The organism is Streptomyces sp. Ru73, from assembly GCF_002920575.1.
In the GTDB taxonomy this organism is placed as follows: domain Bacteria; phylum Actinomycetota; class Actinomycetes; order Streptomycetales; family Streptomycetaceae; genus Streptomyces.
The window spans coordinates 1-19,104 of record NZ_PQSQ01000026.1 but is presented as its reverse complement, the minus strand read 5'-3'; the positions used below and the strand labels follow the sequence as shown (position 1 = coordinate 19,104).

Here is a 19,104-nt window from a genome sequence, read left to right as displayed (position 1 = left end):
TTTATGGTATCTCCGAGGTCGGGACGCCGTACGCGTGGTGCATCCTCTGCCGTATTATTCGGAAAAGTTCCTGTACCTTCTCTTCCTCGTTTTCGCTCGTTGTCTTCAAGTCGAGTGCGCTCGCCCAAGCCTGGATGATGCGTATCTCCTGATCCATGACGGTTTGCGCGATCGACATCTGTCCCGCGCGCTTCCTTGACTCGTCCTCGAGTTGCTTCGCGTTGCGGCCGTACGCCGGCAGATCTGCCGGGTCGAACTGGCTCTGCGGATCACGCCGTTCATCAGCGATGCGCCCCTGCAGGCCTCTTGCCCGCCGTTGCAGCTGCCGCAGTTCCGCCGCTTCTCCCGCCGGTCCGACCGGCTCTCCATCCGGACCCAGACGAGCCTGCCCGGTGTGTACCCGGTCGATGTAGTCGGAGAGTCGGTACATGCCACGCTGAGACCCGGTGACGTCCGGAGGGAAGAGGCCGAGGCTCTGGTCGACATCGCCCGTACGCGCCATCGTCTGCATCGCCATGGCGGAAGTGATCAAGGGGGAGCGCCCCGGGTCCCGGTGGCCCTCCTGCACGACCATGAGCACACCCAGGAATCCGACGAACTCTCTGTCTGCGCCGCGCGGAACCTGACCCTTCATGACCCGTTGCACTTGCTTCGCCAGGCGCTTGGCGCGCCACTTGCCGCCCCGGGTGTCTTCCTTGAACGCGGCGGCCAGTTCCTCATAGGTAGGCGCCTTCCCCTGTTTTACCCCATTGATCATCTGGTGTACGAATTTGTTCGCGGTTTTGGGGAGCTGCGGGATCGAGTTCCACGGGCTCTGGCGACGCCATACGTCAATGTTTCCAGGCAGCCTGATGATTTCGTTGGATCCGCGCTTGTATGGGATTTTGTCGCGGACGAAACTCAGTACCGAGGCGAGGCTTGTTCCCCGGCGAGGCCTGTACACGGGCATGTTGGACGAGATGTTTTTGCTTTTATTTGTCAGGTGCGTCTCAGTTGTGGTGCGTCTGTCCATGTCGGCAGCACCACGTTGAGTCTTCGGAGCAGAAAGAATCTCGTCTGCAACGTCACGAATGAACTTCAGGAGACGCTCTTCACCGATGGTCACGCCGGCGACGACGGTCGTTCCTGGATTCAGAAGGGCATGAATCAGGAATTTGTCCGCGCCTTGGAGATCCAGCTTCGTCAAGCGGTACCAGAGACGCATTGAGGCGAGAGAGGCACGCAAGGGCGCACCTCGCACCCCATGGCGAAGCAAACTGGTGAGCTTGGGTTTGATGCGCGCAACGATCTTGGCGAGACGTTCGTCCTTGGAGTCCTTCGAGTCTTCGTTCTTCTTGCGCCTGTCCTTTTCCTGCTTGGTCTTCGGGCGGCCCGGGCCGGACTTGTCGTCCTTGGGCTTGGTTCGGTCGGGGCCCTTCCTGTTGTCCTTGGGGCGGGGCTTGCGGTGGTTGTCGCGGTCCGGCTTCGGGCGGGGCTTGCCGTCGCCGTCCTTGTCGTTCTTCGGCTTCCGGTGGTCGCCGTCCTTGTCCTTCGGCTTGGCCGGTTTGTCCTTGCCGTCACCCTTCGGCTTCGCGGGGGCGTCGTCCTTGGGCTTGCCCGGGGCGTCCTTGTCGTCCCTGGGCTTGGTGGGGTCGGGGCCGTCCTTGTCGTCCTTCGGCTTGTCGGGCGTCTTGTCCTTGGGCTTCGGCTTGGCGTCCGGGTCGGGCTTGGGCTTCGGCCTGGGTTCCGGCTCCGGCTTGGGCTTCGGGGACGGGGTCGGGCGGGTGTCGTCCTTGTCGTTCTTCGGGCGGGACGGCTTGTCGGTGTCCTTGGGCTTGCCGGGGGCGTCCTGGTCCTTGGGCCTGCTCGGGGCGTCGCGGTCGTCCTTGGGCCGGGCCGGGGTGTCGCGGTCGGCCTTGGGCTTGCCGGGGGTGTCGCGGTCGGTCCTGGGGCGGGCGGGTTCCGTGTCCTTCGGCTTGGCCGGGGCCGTGGGCTTGTCCTTGTCCGGGGTCTTTGCCGTGGGCTTGTTCGGGTCGGACTTGGGGTGGGGCTTGGCGTTGGGACGGGTGTCCGGACCGGTGTTCTTGCCGGGCTTCGGGAGGGCGGAGGCGGGGCGGGGGGCGTCCCGGTCGGAGCTCGGCTGTTCCCGCTTGGCGCCCTTGTCGTCGCCCGCGCCGGCCTTCGACGGGCCGCCCCTGCCGCCCCGGTCTCCCTTGCCGAGCTTCGCGGCCACCGACTTCAGGCGGCGGCCGACCTTGGCGACGTACTTGCCGATGCCGCTGAGGAGGGCCTCGTAGGCCAGTTCCAGGAGGGCGACGATGCCGGCGGCCACCGCCTTGGCGAACAGCAGGCCCGCGCCGCCCTGGCGTACCGCCTTCAGCCACTCCAGGACCGCGCCCATCGCGCGCAGGATCTCGCTGAGGGCGCCGATCGCCGTGCGGATGGCGTCGATGACGGCCATCACCCAGCCGGCGCCGGGGATGAGCTTCGCAATCACCTTGGTGATGACGATTTCGCCGATGATGAAGGGGAGCTGGGGGACGATGGCGTCCCAGGTCTCCTTCACGATCTTCTCAAGGGTGAAGCCGCCCTTGATGAGCTTGTCGATGATCGCCTTCGGGATGCCGATGATCTCTTCGATCTTCGACTGGAACCACTCCTTGACCGCGTTCTTGACCTCACGGAACAGGTGGTTCTTCGCGCCGTCGACCGCCGAGTTCTTCGCGCCGCTCAGCCAGCCGCCCGGGTCGTCCATGAAGTCGATCGCGATCATCATGAACTCGCCCAGCGCACCGAGGAGTTTGGACGCGTATTCCAGGACCGTCTTGATCGCGTCGATGACCGCCTTGATGACGTCCATCAGCGCTTTCTTCAGGATGTTCAGGAGGTCGCTGAGGATTTTGGCGATGCGGTCGAGGAGATCGGTGATGATCTTCTTGAGGAGTGCTGCGAGCTTGGTGACGAGGGCAATCGCCGCCGCTATCAGGTCCGTGATGAACTTCCTGATGCGATTGGCCAGCTCGATGATCGCCTTGACCATGTTCTTGGCGAACTCGATCAGGTCATTGATCAGGTTCTTGACCGTGTCGACGATCCACTTGCGCGCCTCATTGATCCAGCGCTCGACGTTCTCCTTGAAGTTCTTGATGAAGTTGACGACCGCGTCCCGCGCCTCCCGGATGATCCGGACGATCGCGTTCTTGATCTCGAGGACCTTTTCCTTGATCCAGTCGAACGCCTTCGTCAGCCAGTTGCCGGAGTCCTTGGCCGCGGTATCGGTCTTCTGCTTGGCGTCCGTCTCCGCCTTGTCGCCCCGGTCCTTGATCTTCTTGTCGCTGTCCTCCTTCTCCTTCTTCGTGTCGTCGTCGGTCTTCTTCTCCCGGTCCTCGACGTCCTTGCGGACCTTGTCGCGCTTCTCCGACTTCTTCGTACCGAGCTTCTTGAGCTCCTGGTCCTGTTCCTTGCGCCAGTCGGCGCGCTGCGACGTGACCTCGGACCGGGCCTTCTCGCGTTCGCCCGCCTGCTCAGCGGTGTTCTTGGCCACCTCGCCGGCGACCTGCTGCTTGTGCTTCTGCTGCGACTCGCGGAAGCCCTTGTCCTTGGCCTGACGGCCGTCGGACATGTCCTTCTGGCCCTTGCTGAACGCCTGCTGGAACTGCGGCTTGCGGTCGTGCTCCGCCACGGTCGAGGCCGCCTCGGCCGGTACCGCGCCCGTCGGTGCCCTGCCCGTACGCACCCCGTCCTTGCCGCCCTCGCGGCCGGGGACCTTGCCCTTCAGCTGCTCCTTGGGGGCGTTGGGGTAGACCTGGTTCTCACCCATCGGGCGCCCGGCGTCGTCCCGGCCCGTCGTGACGGTCTCCTGGCCCTTGGTGTCGACGGCCTGGTCCTGCTCACCGGCCTTCTGATCGGCGGCGCCCTGCATGTTCACGCCCGGTGCGTTGCCCGCCTGGGCCTGCTTGAGGGCCTCGTCCTTCGTCGGGAGCCCGGCGAACTTGGCCGCCAGCTCCTCCTTGTCCACCTTGAAGCCCAGCTTCTCGGCGACCCAGCCGACGCCGAAACCGAGGGCCATCTTGAAGGTGTCCCAGCCGCCGGGCTCCTCCGCCTTCTCGGCCTCGATCTGACCCTCGGGCTTCTTCTCGCCCGTGACCTCGGCCTTCTCGTCCTTGGGCGCGTCGGACTTCCTGGCCGGGTCCTGGGAGTACTGCGCCGGGGCGTCCGCCTTGGGCTTGCCCTCCAGGGTCTGGGGCGCGCCCGCCGGGCGCTGCATGTTCGGCGGGGCCGCGGCGAGCTGCTTGTGCTCGTCGCCGACCGTACGGTCCACCGAACCGCCCACGCCGCCCATGGCCTCGAGCGCCTTGTGCGGCTTGAGCCGGGCGGCCGAGGAGAGGCCCGCCTCGGGGGAGACCTGGGAGAGGTTCGGCGCGGGCCCGGAGTCCTTCTTCTTGCCCTTCGCCGGTGCGGCACCCCTGCCGCCTCCGCCTCCGCCGCCCCCACCGCCGGCACGTGACGCCTTGGGGGCGGGAGCCGCTTCGGGAGCCGCGGACTTGGCGCCCGGTTCCTCCTTCGCCCCCGGCTCTTCCTTCTTCGCCGGAGACGGCTGCGGTGCTTCCTTCGGCGCGGGTGCCGACGCCTTCGCCGGTGCTTCGGCCGCCGGTTCCTTCGCCCCCTGCGCGTGCGTGCCCTCCGGGGACGCGTTCTGCCCGCCCTGCTCCCGCTGCGCGGGCGGGGTGTCGCTCTCCGTCCCCGAGGACGCCTGGCTGCTCGCCCCGCCCGGCGTGTCCGCGTTCGAGCCGCCGGAGACATGAGTGTCCCGCGCGGGCGACGGGGACGTGCTGTCCCGGCCCTGCTCGCCGCCCTTGTCCGCAGCGCCGTCGCCCTTGTCCGCGGTGGCCGGTTCGGCCTTCTTCTGGCCGTCGCTCTTCTGCTCGTCCTTCTTCGGCTCCTCGCCCTTGCCGGCCGTCTCGGGTGCCGCCGCCTTGCCGCCCGCGGCCTTCTGGGACTCCTTCTCCTGCCCGCCCCCGGCCGCCCCGTCCGCGGCCTTGTCGCCACCGGCCCTGGCGCCCTTCTCCTCCTTGGCGGCCGGCTCCTTCGCCTCGCCGCCGCCCTCCGTACTGCCCGGGGACTCCTGCACCGCCTTCTGCGCGGCGACGGGCCCCGCCTTCGGGTCGTCCCCGGCCTTCGGGTCCTTCGACGGGGCGCCGGCGCCCGGCCGGGAATCGGCCAGGCGCTCCACGTCCGGGTCGCCGGCGAAGGCGTCGTCGGGTCCGCCCTCGGTCTCCACGGACGGCGTGGACTCCAGGGGCTCCGCGGCCTCGGTCTCCTCCGGCTCGGCCTCGGCCGCTTCGTCCTCGGCGTCCTCCGCGTCCCGTTCGGCCTGCACCCTGTCGGCCTTGGTGACCGGCGGCGCGGGGAAGGCGGGCACGGCCTGGGCGGGGGGCGCGGCCGGATCGAGCGTTTCCGCCGTCGGCACACCCGATACGTCGAGGTCCTGCTCGGGCAGGAAGTCCTCCGGCTGGAGCTTGGTGTCCCAGGCGCTCTTCTCCGCGCCGCCGACCTCCACCTCCGACACGCTGCCGGAGCCGAACGGGTCGTCGTCGGCGGTCTCTTCGGGGCCGTCGAGATCCTGGTTGCGTACGCCGTCGAGCCTGCTGGTCCGGCCGGGCAGTTCGGTGTCCCGGCCCGCCGCGTGGGGGGAGCCCTCGAACCGGTTCCTGCCGCCCTTGTCCTCCTGCTTGGCCGACTGCCCCGCGGCGTGCTGCTCGGCGGCTCCCGGGCGGTTCTTCGCCGCGGACTCCTCCTTGCTCGCGGCCGCCGTGTCCCGCTGCGCGGCCGCCTCCTTGCCCGCCGCGCCCTTCTTGTCGTCCGCGCTCTTCTTGTCGCCCCCGGCCTTCTTTCCGTCGGCGCCCTTCTCGTCCGCGCTCTTCTTCTCCTCGCCGGCCTTCTCGCCCTCCCGGGCGTCCTCGGCCTGCTGCCGGCCGGCTTCCTTGCCGCCCTCGCCCGCCGTGCCGGACGACGACTCCTTCTCCGCGCCGGCGGCCGGGCTGCCGGCCGGCCCGGACGGCTCCTTACCGGCGGACGCGGAGCCGCCGTCCTTGCCCGCGGCCGCACCGGACTGCTGCCCGGCATGCGGCGCGCCCCCGCCCTGCGGAGTAGTGCCGCTCTGCTGCGTGCCGCCGTTCCGCGGCGTGCTCCCGGGCGCGGGCGGCGCCTCGGCGCGGTCCTTCTCGGGCCCCGGCGCCGGCGCGGGCTTCTCCTCGCGGGCCTTCTCCTCCTGGGCCGAGCGCTGCTCGCTCTCCCGCTCGATGCGCAGGTCGTCGGCCATGTCGGGCTCCACCGCCGGGGCGTCCTGCGCCGCCCATTCGGCGGTGTCGGCCCCGTGGTCGCCCTGCGCGTCGATCTCCTCGACCAGGTCGAGGACCCGGTCCTGCTCCGGGCCGAGCAGCCGGTGCTCCAGGCGTCCGAGCACGCCGTCCAGCAGCTCGTCGGGCAGCCGCGCCAATTGCGTACGGGTGCGCTTCGACAGGTCCTCCGGATCCCCCCGCAGCGACCGGACGATGCCGTTCGCCAGCCGGTCCACCAGCGTCGCCGGATCGAGCTGCTCGAAGCGCTTCCGGTCCGCGTCCACCGTTGCGTAGCGGAGCCAGCCCGGTGTGGCCCGGCCTTCCTCGATCTCGGCGGTGGCCGGTTCCTCCGGGCGTACGGAGTCCTGCAGGGCGCCCAGTACGGAGGACTGCGCGGCCGACTCCGCCTCGCGTTCGATCGCTTCCTGGGGGAGGGACACGGCGCCCAGGTCGCGGCCAGCCCGCAGTGCGCCCAGGCCGTGCGGGTTCTGGACCGTGTGGAGGAGTTCGTGGGCGAGCAGGCGGCGGCCGTCGGCGGTGCCGGGGCGGTAGGTGCCCTCGCGGAAGAAGATGTCCTGGCCGACGGCGAACGCGTCGGCGCCCATCAGGTCAGCCAGCCGGGCGGAGTCGCGGTCCGTGTGCAGGCGGACCTGGCTGAAGTCGTGGCCGAGCTGTTCTTCGAGTTCGCGGCGGACGCTCAGGTCCAGCGGCTGGCCGGCGCCGCTGACGATGTCCTTCGGCTCCGGGGTACGGGACTTGGCGCTGCGTTCCCGGCGCTTGCGCCGTTTCTCGGCGGCGGACCGGTCCTGCGAAGCGGACGACGACTGGCTCGTGCTCATCGGGCCTCACCCCGCCCCGTGAGGCCCGCGTGGACCGAACGGGCCAGGGCCTCGCCCAGGCGCGCCGGGGACGTCGTACGGGGGAGGGGCGGCAGGCCGGCCAGCCCGTCCAGGGAGACCGGGGTGCCGTCGGCGGCCAGGGGGACGCCCCGCTCCCGTACCAGGCGGGACAGTTCGCGCTCGAAGGACGCCTGGACGCGGTCGGGGTCGATGCGGGAGTCGAAGCCGGTCAGGACCAGTTCGCCGATGTCGATACGGAAGGAGGAGGGGGCAGGCGCTGCGGGGGCCGCCGGGGCCGCTCCCTCTCGCGGGTTCCGGTGCTCGGTCAGACCCATCCGTGGACCTCCGACGGCGTCAAGGAGCGTTCCAGCTTCAGGTATTCGGTACGGGCCGCGGCCAGCATGTGCCGCATCTCCAGGTGGTCGCCCTCCTCGGCGGCGAGGAACGCACCGGAGAGCGCGATGTTGCGGATCGAGCCGCCGGCCACCGTCAGCTGCGCCAGCAGGTCCGGGTCGATGCCCTTGACCGGCGCCTGGGCGGGCAGGACACGGCGCCAGATCTCCGCGCGCTCCTTCTCGCCCGGGAACGGGAAGTCGACGACGAAACGGATGCGGCGCATGAAGGCGGAGTCCAGTGCCTTCTTCATGTTGGTGGTGAGCACGGCCAGGCCGCGGTACGCCTCCATGCGCATCAGGAGGTAGCTGACCTCCAGGTTGGCGTACCGGTCGTGGCTGTCCTTGACCTCGCTGCGCTTGCCGAAGAGCGCGTCGGCCTCGTCGAAGAGCAGGAGGGCGCCGCCGCGTTCGGCGGCGTCGAAGACCCGGCTGAGGTTCTTCTCCGTCTCGCCGATGTACTTGCTGACCACCTGGGACAGATCGATGATGAAGAGGTCGAGGCCCAGTTCCTTGGCCATCACCTCGGCGGCGAGCGTCTTGCCCGTACCGGAGCCGCCCGCGAAGAGGGCCGTCACGCCGAGACCGCTGCGCAGCGACTTCGCGAAGCCCCAGTCCTGGTAGACCGTGCCGCGGCGGCGTACGTGCGCGACGATCTCCTGGAGGATGGCCAGCTGGCGGTCGGCGAGTACCAGGTCGTCCCAGCCGGCCCGCGGTTCGATGCGGCGGCCCAGCTCGTCCAGGCCCATGCGGGCCTCGGTGAGGCCGGCCTGCCAGGCCAGTTCGGCGGCGTCGTGGGCGTCGGAGTGCGGCAGGTCGCGGCGTACGGCGGCGGCGGCCGACCGTACGACGTGCGGCGGCAGCTGGAACTGCGCGACCAGGGCCCGGAGATGCCGGTCGGTGACCTCGGGGACCTCGGCGAAGGCGTCGGTCCAGAGGGTGAGGTGCTCCTCGTCGGAGAGCTTGGGGACGGTGACGCGCTCGCCCCGCGGGTGGTCCGTACGGCGCGGGTCGGGGCCGGCGACCACCAGCGGGACGGCCGCGGCCGCGATGAACGCGTCCGTCGCCGCCGCCTGGTCGCGGTCCAGCTCGCCGATCTCGATGAGCAGCGCAGCGGGCAGCAGGACCGCCTCGCGCTGCCAGAGCCGGGCCAGCCGGTCGCGCTCGGCGGGGTCGGTGGGGATGTCGTCGGCGGCCATGGCGTACAGGCCGAGCCCGGAGCGGGCGGCCGCGGTGGCGGCGATGTCGGCGCGGGAGCGGAGGTCGGCGCCGACCAGCTCGACGCGGAGCGGCGAGTCCGGGCCGCCGCCCGCCCAGCCGGCCGCCACCCGGTCGGCGGCCGCGTCGTACGAGGGCGTCAGCGAGGCCGGGGCCGTGGTGCGGCGGAGCAGGCCGTGCAGCCGGGCGTCCAGGTACGGCGTGCCGACCAGGAAGTGCAGGATGCGCTCGTCCAGCCGGAGCCGGCCGGCGGTCAGCCGGGTCTCGTCCTCCAGCTCGACCAGGCGCCAGCGGCGCAGCGGCGCGACCGGGGTGAGGGCGCTCCAGTGCGGGTCGGCGAGGGCCGCCAGCGCGAGGGAGAACGTGGGGTACGTACGGGCCGGGTCGCCGCTCGCGGCGGCGCAGCGCGCGCCGGTCGTCGGGTCGAGCTCGGCGGCGGCCGCCAGCAGGACGACTTCGCGTTCGAAGGTGCTGAGGCCGAAGCAGGCGGTGAGCGCGTCGAGGGACGCCAACGTGGGGGAGTGCGAGGGGAGTTCGGTGGCGGGCGGCTCGGTGGTGGCAGGTTCGACGGACGTGCCGGCACTCCGGTCCGCGCTCGTGCCATTGCCGGTGCCGGTTCCGGTGCCCGTGCTCGCCTCGGTGGCGCCCGTACCCCTGACCCGCTCCGCATGGGCGTCCACGCGTGCCAGTACCGCCCGCACGGCAGCGGCCAGCGCGGCGCCGTCCGCCGTGCCCGGCCCGTCGCCGTTGCCCATGTCCTTCTCCGCCCCCGTTCCGCGCACCGGCCTCAGCTCTTCCCGCCGTCGTCCGTACGGCCGGTGGCGTCCTTGGCCCGGCCGGCAGCGCCCGAGCCACCGGCCCTACCGGACCCACTGGTCCCGTTCGTGCCGCCCGTCGCCTTGCGCGTACGCGAACGGACGGCAGCGGTACGCGACTTGGGCTCCGCCTTCTTCGCGGCAGTCCGCTTCCGCGCCTCTTCCGCCGGGGCCGTCTCCGGGACCGCCTCCGTCTCCAGGTCCGTCTCCGGGGCCGAGCCCCGGGGCGAGTCCGGCTCGCCCGCCGCGGCACCCGGCCGCTCCGGCGCCCCCGGTGCACCGAACGGCAGCACCCGTACGTCCGGCCGCTCGACCCGCTTCGCGGGCACCGGCTTCTCGTGGCCGTCCAGCAGGACCAGCGACGCCTGGTACACCACGGACAGCGAGTACGGGGTGTTGTGGAGCATGCCCCAGAGCTTGGAGGTCTCGTCGACGTCCATCTGGGTCGGCGTGAAGCGGACCCGCTGGAGGGACTCGGCGAGGTCGCTGCCCGCCAGGTACGGCCGCCGGCACGCCTCCTCGATCAGCTCCTTGGGCAGTACGGGTATCTCGTGCAGCGTGCGCACGACGCTGCCGATCAGCCGCTGTCCGACCAGCTCCGTCTCCTCGCCGTAGGCGCTGATCAGGTAGTGCAGGTCGATCGCGGCGGCCGGCCGCTTCAGGAGCGTGCCGTCGGCGGCCCGGGTCACGAGGTCGTTGTTCCGCATCGAGGGGTTGTGCGTGACCTGGTAGCAGAAGACGGTGATCGTCGGGTCCAGGGCCGGCTCGGCCGGCGGCTTGCGGGTCTCCACCGAGACGGCCATGTCGATCTCGGGATGCAGGTTGTGCTCGATCAGCAGCGCAAGGGCCTGGGTGACCGTCGCGACGGCGAGTGCGTTGCTCATGAAGTCCGTCCCCGTGTGGTCATGAAGTGCGTCCCCCCGGATGCCGGGGCCTGCGGGCCCGGCCCCGTCGTCGAAGTCACCGTCGGTCCGTCGGTCACCGTCGGTCCGTGCGTCACGGTCGGTCCGCCCGTCACCGCCGGTCCGTCCTCTCGCCGCGCGCCAGGTAGTCCGCGAGGCTCAGTGCGGGGCCGCGGCGTTCCGGGCGGGCGGTGCCGCGGCCGCCCGCCGCCGGGCGTTCCGCGCCGGCCGCGCTGACCTCCAGGCGGCCGATCTGTACGTGTACGACGCGCTCGGCGGGGCGCTGTCCGCGCCGGCCCGCCGAGGCGGCGCGGACAGCGTCACGGGCCGCCGGCACCTCCGTACGGGGGCGCAGCGCGGGCGCCACGGCGCGCGGGGCGGCGTCCGGGCTCCCGGGCGCGGGCGTGGCAGCCGTCGGCCGCGCCGGGCCGGGCTCCTCCGCGCGGCCGCCCGTGCGCCGCGCTCCGGCCCGCTGCCCCTCGGGGACGACGGGCCGCGGCCCCGGCTCCGGGCGTACGGCGGGCCGCAGCAGCGGTGCCGTCGGCCGTACGGGCTGTCCGTCGGGCTCCGGGGCGTCCGTGCGCGCGGCCTCGGCCCTGAGCACGGTCGTCTCCCGCTCGGTGGTCCTGATCTCCCGTTCGAGACGGAGCCGTTCGCCGTCGGCGGGCGCGGCGAGCGGGGCCCGCGGGTACAGCGCGGCCGGGGCTTCCGGCTCGGCCGGCGCGCCCCCCAGTGACTCGATGCGCTCGAACGGGCCGGGCAGCCGCGGCTGTACGCGCGTGCGCCCGGCCGGGCCCGTACCGCTGCCGGGCGCGTCCGCGCGGCCGCCCGGCGCGCCCGGCAGCGGACGCCGTGCCGGTGCGTGCCGGGCCAGCAGCCGGCCGAAGTAGTCGTCAGACATCCGCGCACAGCTCCAGGTAGTAGCGGCGCCGCAGCGGGCTGAGCGCCAGGATCTCGGGCTCGGTCCAGCCGTAGGCGGAGGCGAGCAGGTGGACGTCCAGGAGCACGTCGCGGGCCCAGGCGTCCAGTTCGGTCCACAGGTAGGCGGCGATGTCCAGCTCGGCAGGGGTGGCCGCGCCGCACTCGGGGCAGGCGATGTTCAGCGTCACCTCGGCGCCGGGGTCGGCCTCCTCGGCCGCCTCGGCGAACCGTTTCAGTACCGTCTCCGGCAGCCGCCCGTACTCCGCCTCCGTCGCCGCACGGCCGTCCCGTACCGCGGTGAGCACGCAGCGCGCAGCCAGCAGCCGCCGGGCGTCCGCCGCGTCCGTGGCGGCCGCCGCTGCCTCGGTGAGGTCGGCGACGGACGGCAGCCGGAAGGTCACCGACCAGCCGCCCTCGGCGACCCGCAGGCCGTCCTCGGGCGGCCGGGGCCGGACGGCGCCCAGCTCGGCCGCGTCCAGCTCGAACTCCATGGCCGCGCCGCACTCCGGGTCCGCACACGCCAGCGTGACCTGCATGCGCTCCCCGAACAGCGCGCGGCGCAGCCCGAAGAGGTCGGCGGCGCGCTCGCCCGCCGGCACCGACAGCAGCGTGTCGGTGCCGGCTCCGGGGCGTGCGGCGCGGTGCAGCAGCAGGGCACGGCCGCTGTCCTGCAGGGCCAGCCCGGCCTCCCAGGTGGCCAGCAGCTCAGCGGGCCCGGTGACCGCCATTCCTCACTCCGTTGTTCAGGCGGGGTGCGTGAACGAGGGCTCCTGCGGCTCCTCGACCTCGTAGTCCCGCTCCCAGCCCTCGCACTCCAGCTTCAGGCTCTGGATCGCCACCGCGTTGGCGTTGGCGTCCATCTCGCCGAGCACCTGGTACTCGCTCGGCCAGGCCCGGTAGATCTTGTGCGAGACGGCGACCTGGCCGGCCTCGTTCAGGACCTGGATGACGATGTCCTTGCGGAAGTCCGCGAGCGACACCTCCGAACCCAGCCCCGCGCCGACCTGCCAGACCTTGTTGGCCCAGCGGTCGAACTCCGGGTCGTGGGTCACCCCGCGCTCCAGGGTGATGCCCTCGAACTCCGAGCGGCCCGGCGACTTGCGCGGCGAGCTGGGGTCGCCGCCGTTGCGGTGCTTGACCACCTCGGTGGTCCGCTTGAGCGGGGAGATCTTGCTGATGCCCGCGACCGTCCGACCGTCCCACAGGACCAGGAACTTGAAGTTCTTGTACGGGTCGAAGCGATGGGCGTTGATCGTGAACTCTGCCATCGGATTCCTTCGGTTCCTCGAATTCCTTCGCTGATGGACCCCTCGGGATCCCGTGGCTAGAGCTCGAACTGCCCGGCCATCTGCTGGATCTTGACGATCACGAACTCCGCCGGCTTGACCGGCGCGATGCCGACGACGACGTTGACGATGCCGTTGTCGATGTCCTCGGCGGTCGTGGTGTCCTTGTCGCACTTCACGAAGTACGCCTCGCGCGGGGTGCCGCCCTTGAAGGCGCCCTGCTGGAAGAGGCCGTGCAGGAACGACGAGGCGTTCAGCCGGATCTGCTGCCACAGCTGCTCGTTGTTGGGCTCGAAGACCACCCACTGCAGGCCGCGCAGCAGGGACTCCTCGACGTGCAGCGCGAGCCGGCGGACCGGTACGTACTTCCACTCGCTGTCCAGCGCGTCCGCGCCCTGCAGCGTGCGGGCGCCCCAGACCACCGGGCCGACCATCGGGAAGGTCCGCAGGCAGTTGATGCCGAGCGGGTTCAGCAGGCCGTTCTCCCGGTCGGTGAGCTTCACCGACAGCGAGTGCACGCCCGCGAGGCGCGCCTCGGTGCCCGCCGGTGCCTTCCACACGCCGCGCTCGCTGTCCGTACGGGCGATCACGCCCGCGATGGCGCCGGACGGCGGGAAGGTGCGCAGCCGGCCGGTGAGCGGGTCGGTGAGCTGCAGGTGCGGGAAGTACAGCCCGGAGTGGTTGCCGCGGACGGACTCGAAGGCACCGATGCCGGCCCGCGCGGAGTCGACGGAGCCCCAGGCCGAGGGCGCGTCCACCAGGTGGAAGATGCGCCGCTCCTGGCAGAGCCGCTCGGCGGCCGCGAGGACGGTGACCATGTCCTCGGTGTTGTCGTACCCGGACAGCTCGGGCAGCGACAGCAGGTTCACGTCGTCGACGTCGCGCAGCGCCTGCAGGCCGGTCTTGCGCGCCTCGCTGCCGATGATGTCGCGCGGCCCCGGCACGTCGCCGTCGACGCCGCCGCAGAGCGGGAAGACCGGCGGGTTGACCGAGGCCTCCAGGCCCAGGTCATTGGCGCACTCGCCGACGAAGCGCACCACGTCCTCGGGGTCCGTGGACCCGGCGACCACCTGGAGGCGGCGGCCGAAGGCGGTGACCTGGGCGCCCGCGAAGGCGTGCTTGCCCGGTGCGTCGGGCAGCGCGCGCAGCTTGCGCTCCAGGAGGAGGGCGAGCTCCGTGACGGTGCAGGGCGCCTCGCCGTCCTGGTCGGGGTCGTAGAGCGTGAACTCGCGCTCGACCTCGCCGATCTTGACGGTGAGGTCGACGGTCAGCTCGGGCAGGTCGTGCGCGAAGGGCTTGGAGACCGTGCCGGAGGGGTCGGGGCGGCCCTCGTCGAGCACCTTCACGCGGATGAGCTGGGAGCCCGCGTTGATCACGGTCTCGGCGTACCGGCCGCTCTCGGGGTCCATGGAGAGGTTGCCGTACGACTCCCGGGCCGTGCCCCTGGCGTCGAGGACCTGGAGGTTGAACGTCTCCTCGCAGTCCCTGGTGTCGTGGTCGACGGCGACGCGCAGGCCGTCGCCCCAGACGCCGGGCTCCTTGGCGTGCACCTCCAGCACCGGGCACTCGCTGTGGCCCTCGGTGGACTCCAGGGTGACGTGGGCCGCCTCGCCGGTGCCGGCCTTCACCGCCCGGACGATCACCGCGACGGTGCCGCCGTTGCCGAAGAACTGGTGCACGGCGTAGCTCAGCGGGCTCTTCGAGGTCAGGCCGCCGAAGCGGCGCTCGAAGTCGGCGAAGCTGGTGACGCGCACCGGATGGTTGAGCGGGCCCCGGCGAGTGTGTCCCACGAAGGCGGTCACCGAGGTGGTGACGGTGGTGATGCTGCGGACGCTGCTGGGAAGCTCTTCGACGTAGACGCCGGGATAGGTCGCTTTTGTCGGCATTCCCCCTCCAATCCCTGTCAGGCACCGAGTCGGAGGCACCAAGAGGGCGGAAGGGAGAGGAGGCGGCCAAGCCGACGCCACCGCGCCCCTACGCGGCCGCGCCTACTCATCAGTTCTCCCCCGTCTGTCCCGCCGGGGTCGGCCGGCCGGGACCAGGCGGCCGCGCGCGGCGGCGAGCCTGTGACTCCTGATGCGTAAGTGCTCAACGCAGTCTTCAGGCTGGGCAGTTGGAGGGTCAAGGAGCCTTTCCGGTCAGCTTTTGCGAAGGAGTTGTGTGGACGGTGCCGAACCGGTAGGCGGCCGGGTGCGGCGGGTGGCCGGCGCGTACCGCCGTGAGCCGCTCGCCCGGGTGCATACCGGACGCCGTTCCGGAGGGACCGGGGGAGGGCCGGCGGCGGAGGGGTGTACTCCGTGTGAGGGTCCGGTGCCGGTCACCGTCGAGATCGAGCCGGACTCCGGCCGGACTGTGACGCGCGCCTCCGTCCGCGTGATCTGTGACAGTAATCACCGCCGCAGTGTGATCTGCGATTTAGAAGGGCCGGTGCTGCGGGGATAACCTGCGAGACGGACATGCCGCGTACCGGCTGACGATGTACGCCCTTGCTGTGACTGCGTTGTCACCCTGCCCTTCGCGGCACGCCCGCGCAGACAACGAACCGCGATCACCACGACTCGTGGCTATTTGAGAAGCAAAGGGACGGACGCGCGTGGACCTGTTCGAGTACCAGGCGAGGGACCTCTTCGCCAAGCACGGTGTACCGGTGCTGGCCGGTGAAGTCATTGACACGCCTGAGGCGGCCCGCGAGGCGACCGAGCGGCTGGGCGGCAAGTCTGTCGTCAAGGCCCAGGTGAAGGTCGGCGGCCGAGGCAAGGCCGGCGGCGTGAAGCTCGCCGCGACCCCGGACGAGGCTGTCGCCCGCGCGACGGACATCCTCGGGATGGACATCAAGGGCCACACGGTCCACAAGGTGATGATCGCGGAGACCGCTCCGGAGATCGTCGAGGAGTACTACGTCTCGTACCTCCTCGACCGCACCAACCGCACCTTCCTGGCCATGGCCTCCGTCGCGGGCGGCATGGACATCGAGGAGGTCGCGGCGACCACCCCCGAGAAGCTCGCCAAGATCCCGGTCGACTCCAACGAGGGCGTCACCAAGGAGAAGGCCCAGGAGATCGTCGCCGCGGCGCAGTTCCCGGCCGAGGTCGCCGACAAGGTCGCCGACGTCCTGGTCACCCTCTGGGAGACCTTCGTCTCCGAGGACGCGCTCCTGGTCGAGGTCAACCCCCTCGCCAAGGTCGCCTCCGGTGACGTCATCGCCCTCGACGGCAAGGTGTCCCTGGACGCCAACGCCGAGTTCCGCCAGCCGGAGCACGAGGCCCTGGAGGACAAGGCCGCAGCCAACCCGCTCGAGGCTGCCGCCAAGGCCAAGGGTCTGAACTACGTCAAGCTCGACGGCGAGGTCGGCATCATCGGCAACGGCGCGGGTCTCGTCATGAGCACCCTGGACGTCGTCGCGTACGCCGGTGAGAAGCACGGCAACGTCAAGCCCGCCAACTTCCTCGACATCGGTGGCGGCGCCTCCGCCGAGGTCATGGCGAACGGCCTGGAGATCATCCTCGGCGACCCGGACGTGAAGTCCGTGTTCGTCAACGTCTTCGGTGGCATCACCGCCTGCGACGAGGTCGCCAACGGCATCGTCCAGGCCCTGGAGCTGCTGAAGTCCAAGGGCGAGGACGTCACCAAGCCGCTGGTCGTCCGCCTGGACGGCAACAACGCGGAGCTGGGTCGCAAGATCCTGTCGGACGCGAACCACCCGCTGGTCCAGCGCGTGGACACCATGGACGGCGCGGCCGACAAGGCCGCCGAGCTCGCGGCTGCGAAGTAAGGGAAGAGGGACTCCAGAACAATGGCTATCTTCCTCAACAAGGACAGCAAGGTCATCGTCCAGGGCATGACCGGTGCCACGGGCATGAAGCACACCAAGCTCATGCTGGGTGACGGCACGAACATCGTCGGTGGCGTGAACCCCCGCAAGGCCGGCACCAACGTCGACATCGACGGCACCGAGATCCCCGTCTTCGGCACGGTCGCCGAGGCCATGGAGAAGACCGGCGCCAACGTCTCGGTCCTCTTCGTGCCGCCGGCCTTCGCCAAGGCCGCCGTGGTCGAGGCCATCGACGCCGAGATCCCGCTCGCCGTGGTGATCACCGAGGGCATCGCCGTCCACGACTCCGCCGCCTTCTGGGCGTACGCGAAGGCCAAGGGCAACAAGACCCGCATCATCGGCCCGAACTGCCCCGGCCTCATCACCCCGGGCCAGTCCAACGCCGGCATCATCCCGGGCGACATCACCAAGCCCGGCCGCATCGGTCTGGTGTCCAAGTCCGGCACGCTGACCTACCAGATGATGTACGAGCTCCGTGACATCGGCTTCTCCTCGGCCGTCGGCATCGGTGGCGACCCGGTCATCGGCACCACCCACATCGACGCGCTGGAGGCCTTCGAGGCCGACCCCGACACCGACCTGATCGTCATGATCGGTGAGATCGGCGGCGACGCCGAGGAGCGCGCGGCCGACTTCATCAAGGCCAACGTCACCAAGCCGGTCGTCGGCTACGTCGCGGGCTTCACCGCCCCCGAGGGCAAGACCATGGGCCACGCCGGCGCCATCGTCTCCGGCTCCTCCGGCACCGCCCAGGCGAAGAAGGAGGCCCTCGAGGCCGCCGGTGTCAAGGTCGGCAAGACCCCGACCGAGACCGCCAAGCTCGCCCGCGAGCTGCTCGCCGGCTGAATCCGGCGCGGCGCGGCGCTGCGTCCCTGACCCGGCGCGCGCGTACCTTCTACGCGGACCCGTACTCCCTTGGGGGGTGTACGGGTCCGCGTCGTCCTTCCGGGCCCCGCCTCACGGGTGCTGCTGCGGATCGTGCTCGGCCCGGGTGTCACCGGCCGCCGGCACGCCGGGCCCAGCGGGCGGCGGGACGTACCGGTCGCCGCCCGAGGCCCACAGCGCGCCCGCGGTCAGGGCCACGATCAGCCCCGTCAGCCCGATCGCGCCCCGCGTCGTCCGCCGGGTGCTGCGCTCGCCGCCCGTCCGCACGGCCCGGGCCGCCGCCGTCCGTACCGGATACGCCGCCGCCAGCCGGGCCAGCCGCTCGCACAGGATCTCCCGCTGCCGGTCCGGCGGCGCGCCCGCAAGACCCAGCTCCGGCAGCTGCCGGGCCAGCTCCTCGCGTGCGTGCCCCAGCCGTCCTGCCGCCGCCGGCGTGCTCGCCTCGACCTCGGCCGCGGTCTCCGGCAGCTCCAGGCCGACCGCGTCGTGCAGCAGCAGGGCGCGGCGGTAGGGCGCGGGCAGCCGCAGCAGCGCGGCGAGCAGCGGGTCGGGCCGGCCGGTCTCCGGCGCCCCGACGGGGGAGCGCAGGCCGACCGGGCGGAACCGGTGCCAGGGGGAGAGCGCGTACTCATGGGTCGCGGCCCGCACCCAGCCGGCCGGGTCGTGGTCCCTGGCCACCTCCGGCCAGTGCTGCCAGGCCAGCTGGAACCCCCGCTCGACCGACTCGCCCGCGAGCGCCGGGCGCCCGGTGAGGAGGAAGGCCTGCCGCGCGAGGGTCGGCGCGTGCCGGTCGTACAGCGCGTCGAAGGCCGCCGTGGGTGACGGGCCGTCAGTCGGGGTGGCCGGTGGCTCGGCGCGCGCGGTGTCCGGCACCTCGTCATGGGCGGCAGCCGGCGCCCCGGCGTGCGCGCCGTCCGCCGCCCCGGTGCGCCCGGTCTCCGGTGCCGGGTCCGTCCGGCCTCGCCGCAGGGCCTTCCGCCGGCCGGGCGCCGACCCGGGCTGCGGGGGCCGCCGGCTCTTCCTGACCTTCCTGGTCTCCTGCGCCTTCCGGGTTGTAAATCCCATAAACGCATATTGGGCGACACGTCCGGTATCCGCCCGCTGCATGGTGGAAACGGGTGTTGTTGGCAGCATGGCGGCGTGAGCCAGATGACCGACAGCGGCCCGCCGGCGGCCACGTCCGGCGGCGCCGCGGCACCGCGCGTCACCACCAGCGCCGGGGCGTTCCTCGTGGGCACGGTCGCCGCCGGGCTCGGCCTCGGCGTCTGCACCGTCTCCGTCCTCCTCCTGTGGGTCGCCGCGCCCGCACCGGCCGGCAGCCCCGCCGGCGCGCTGCACATCGCCGCCGACCTGTGGCTGCTCGCGCACGGCGCCGGCCTCGTCCGCACCGCGGGCGCCGCCGCCGTACCGGTCGGCCTCACCCCGCTCCTCCTCGTCGCCGTGCCCGTCTGGCTGCTGTACCGGTGCGCCCACCACGCCCTGTCGGGCGCGGCCGCCGTACCGGTGCCGCGGCAGGGGGCGCACGGCCCGCGCGCCGCGTCCCCGGGCGCCGTCCTCGGCCGCTTCCTCGGCGGCTACCTGCTGATCGCCGCGGTCGCCGTGGCGTACGCGGCGACCGGGCCGCTGCGCGTCGCGCCCCTCAGCGCGCTGTTCTACGTGCCGCTCACCGCGGCGGGCACGGTCGCGGTGGTGGC

Annotated in this window: 12 protein-coding genes; 3 read left to right on the top strand and 9 right to left on the bottom strand. The window is 71.8% G+C overall.

Annotated elements, in window-relative coordinates; translation table 11 throughout:
- Position 1: 1 nt before the first annotated feature.
- The 8 genes from C3486_RS14350 to C3486_RS14315 form a co-directional block, all read right to left on the bottom strand.
- On the bottom strand, positions 2-7,159 hold the full coding sequence (locus tag C3486_RS14350) for a DUF4157 domain-containing protein (protein ID WP_103833071.1): 7,158 nt from the start codon (positions 7,157-7,159) through the stop codon (positions 2-4).
- On the bottom strand, positions 7,156-7,494 hold the full coding sequence (locus tag C3486_RS14345) for a hypothetical protein (RefSeq protein WP_258052775.1): 339 nt from the start codon (positions 7,492-7,494) through the stop codon (positions 7,156-7,158). The genes C3486_RS14350 and C3486_RS14345 overlap by 4 nt, the downstream gene beginning before the upstream one ends.
- A complete protein-coding gene (locus C3486_RS14340; protein WP_103833070.1) occupies positions 7,485-9,524 on the bottom strand; it encodes an ATP-binding protein in 2,040 nt (679 codons plus the stop codon). The genes C3486_RS14345 and C3486_RS14340 overlap by 10 nt, the downstream gene beginning before the upstream one ends.
- A 32-nt stretch (positions 9,525-9,556) precedes the next feature.
- On the bottom strand, positions 9,557-10,468 hold the full coding sequence (locus C3486_RS14335) for a DUF4255 domain-containing protein (RefSeq protein WP_103833069.1): 912 nt from the start codon (positions 10,466-10,468) through the stop codon (positions 9,557-9,559).
- 130 nt (positions 10,469-10,598) lie between these two features.
- Positions 10,599-11,387, bottom strand: a complete 789-nt coding sequence (locus tag C3486_RS14330) for a hypothetical protein (RefSeq protein ID WP_103833068.1) — start codon at positions 11,385-11,387, stop codon at positions 10,599-10,601.
- Positions 11,380-12,135 (bottom strand): hypothetical protein, encoded by a 756-nt coding sequence (locus C3486_RS14325; protein ID WP_103833067.1) that lies wholly within the window; start codon positions 12,133-12,135, stop codon positions 11,380-11,382. The genes C3486_RS14330 and C3486_RS14325 overlap by 8 nt, the downstream gene beginning before the upstream one ends.
- Before the next feature lie 15 nt (positions 12,136-12,150).
- The gene (locus tag C3486_RS14320; RefSeq protein WP_103833066.1) at positions 12,151-12,675 is read right to left on the bottom strand and encodes a phage tail protein; all 525 of its coding nucleotides are present in this window, start codon (positions 12,673-12,675) and stop codon (positions 12,151-12,153) included.
- A 56-nt stretch (positions 12,676-12,731) separates the two neighbouring features.
- A complete protein-coding gene (locus C3486_RS14315; RefSeq protein WP_103833065.1) occupies positions 12,732-14,579 on the bottom strand; it encodes a phage tail sheath subtilisin-like domain-containing protein in 1,848 nt (615 codons plus the stop codon).
- Positions 14,580-15,286: 707 nt separating this feature from the next.
- Between C3486_RS14315 and sucC the strand changes: the two genes are divergently transcribed.
- Together sucC and sucD are read left to right on the top strand one after the other, a co-directional pair.
- A complete protein-coding gene (gene sucC, locus C3486_RS14310) occupies positions 15,287-16,465 on the top strand; it encodes an ADP-forming succinate--CoA ligase subunit beta (protein WP_103833064.1) in 1,179 nt (392 codons plus the stop codon).
- A gap of 21 nt (positions 16,466-16,486) precedes the next feature.
- The gene (gene sucD / locus C3486_RS14305) at positions 16,487-17,371 is read left to right on the top strand and encodes a succinate--CoA ligase subunit alpha (RefSeq protein ID WP_103833063.1); all 885 of its coding nucleotides are present in this window, start codon (positions 16,487-16,489) and stop codon (positions 17,369-17,371) included.
- Between the two features lie 111 nt (positions 17,372-17,482).
- Here sucD and C3486_RS38535 read toward each other — a convergent pair whose 3' ends face one another.
- Entirely contained in the window at positions 17,483-18,475 is a 993-nt protein-coding gene (locus tag C3486_RS38535) for an RNA polymerase sigma factor (protein WP_146074996.1), read from the bottom strand.
- Positions 18,476-18,559: 84 nt separating this feature from the next.
- Here C3486_RS38535 and C3486_RS14295 point away from each other — a divergent pair.
- Positions 18,560-19,104 (top strand): DUF6350 family protein (locus tag C3486_RS14295; protein WP_258052782.1); only part of this gene is annotated, 545 nt, incomplete at its 3' end.

What these genes read in the sequence shown, in the direction of transcription:
- C3486_RS14350 (WP_103833071.1), bottom strand. Translation starts at nt 7,159, where the DNA reads ATGAGCACGAGCCAGTCGTCGTCCGCTTCGCAGGACCGGTCCGCCGCC.
- C3486_RS14345 (WP_258052775.1), bottom strand. Translation starts at nt 7,494, where the DNA reads ATGGGTCTGACCGAGCACCGGAACCCGCGAGAGGGAGCGGCCCCGGCG.
- C3486_RS14340 (WP_103833070.1), bottom strand. Translation starts at nt 9,524, where the DNA reads ATGGGCAACGGCGACGGGCCGGGCACGGCGGACGGCGCCGCGCTGGCC.
- C3486_RS14335 (WP_103833069.1), bottom strand. Translation starts at nt 10,468, where the DNA reads ATGAGCAACGCACTCGCCGTCGCGACGGTCACCCAGGCCCTTGCGCTG.
- C3486_RS14330 (WP_103833068.1), bottom strand. Translation starts at nt 11,387, where the DNA reads ATGTCTGACGACTACTTCGGCCGGCTGCTGGCCCGGCACGCACCGGCA.
- C3486_RS14325 (WP_103833067.1), bottom strand. Translation starts at nt 12,135, where the DNA reads ATGGCGGTCACCGGGCCCGCTGAGCTGCTGGCCACCTGGGAGGCCGGG.
- C3486_RS14320 (WP_103833066.1), bottom strand. Translation starts at nt 12,675, where the DNA reads ATGGCAGAGTTCACGATCAACGCCCATCGCTTCGACCCGTACAAGAAC.
- C3486_RS14315 (WP_103833065.1), bottom strand. Translation starts at nt 14,579, where the DNA reads ATGCCGACAAAAGCGACCTATCCCGGCGTCTACGTCGAAGAGCTTCCC.
- sucD (WP_103833063.1), top strand. Translation starts at nt 16,487, where the DNA reads ATGGCTATCTTCCTCAACAAGGACAGCAAGGTCATCGTCCAGGGCATG.
- C3486_RS38535 (WP_146074996.1), bottom strand. Translation starts at nt 18,475, where the DNA reads ATGGGATTTACAACCCGGAAGGCGCAGGAGACCAGGAAGGTCAGGAAG.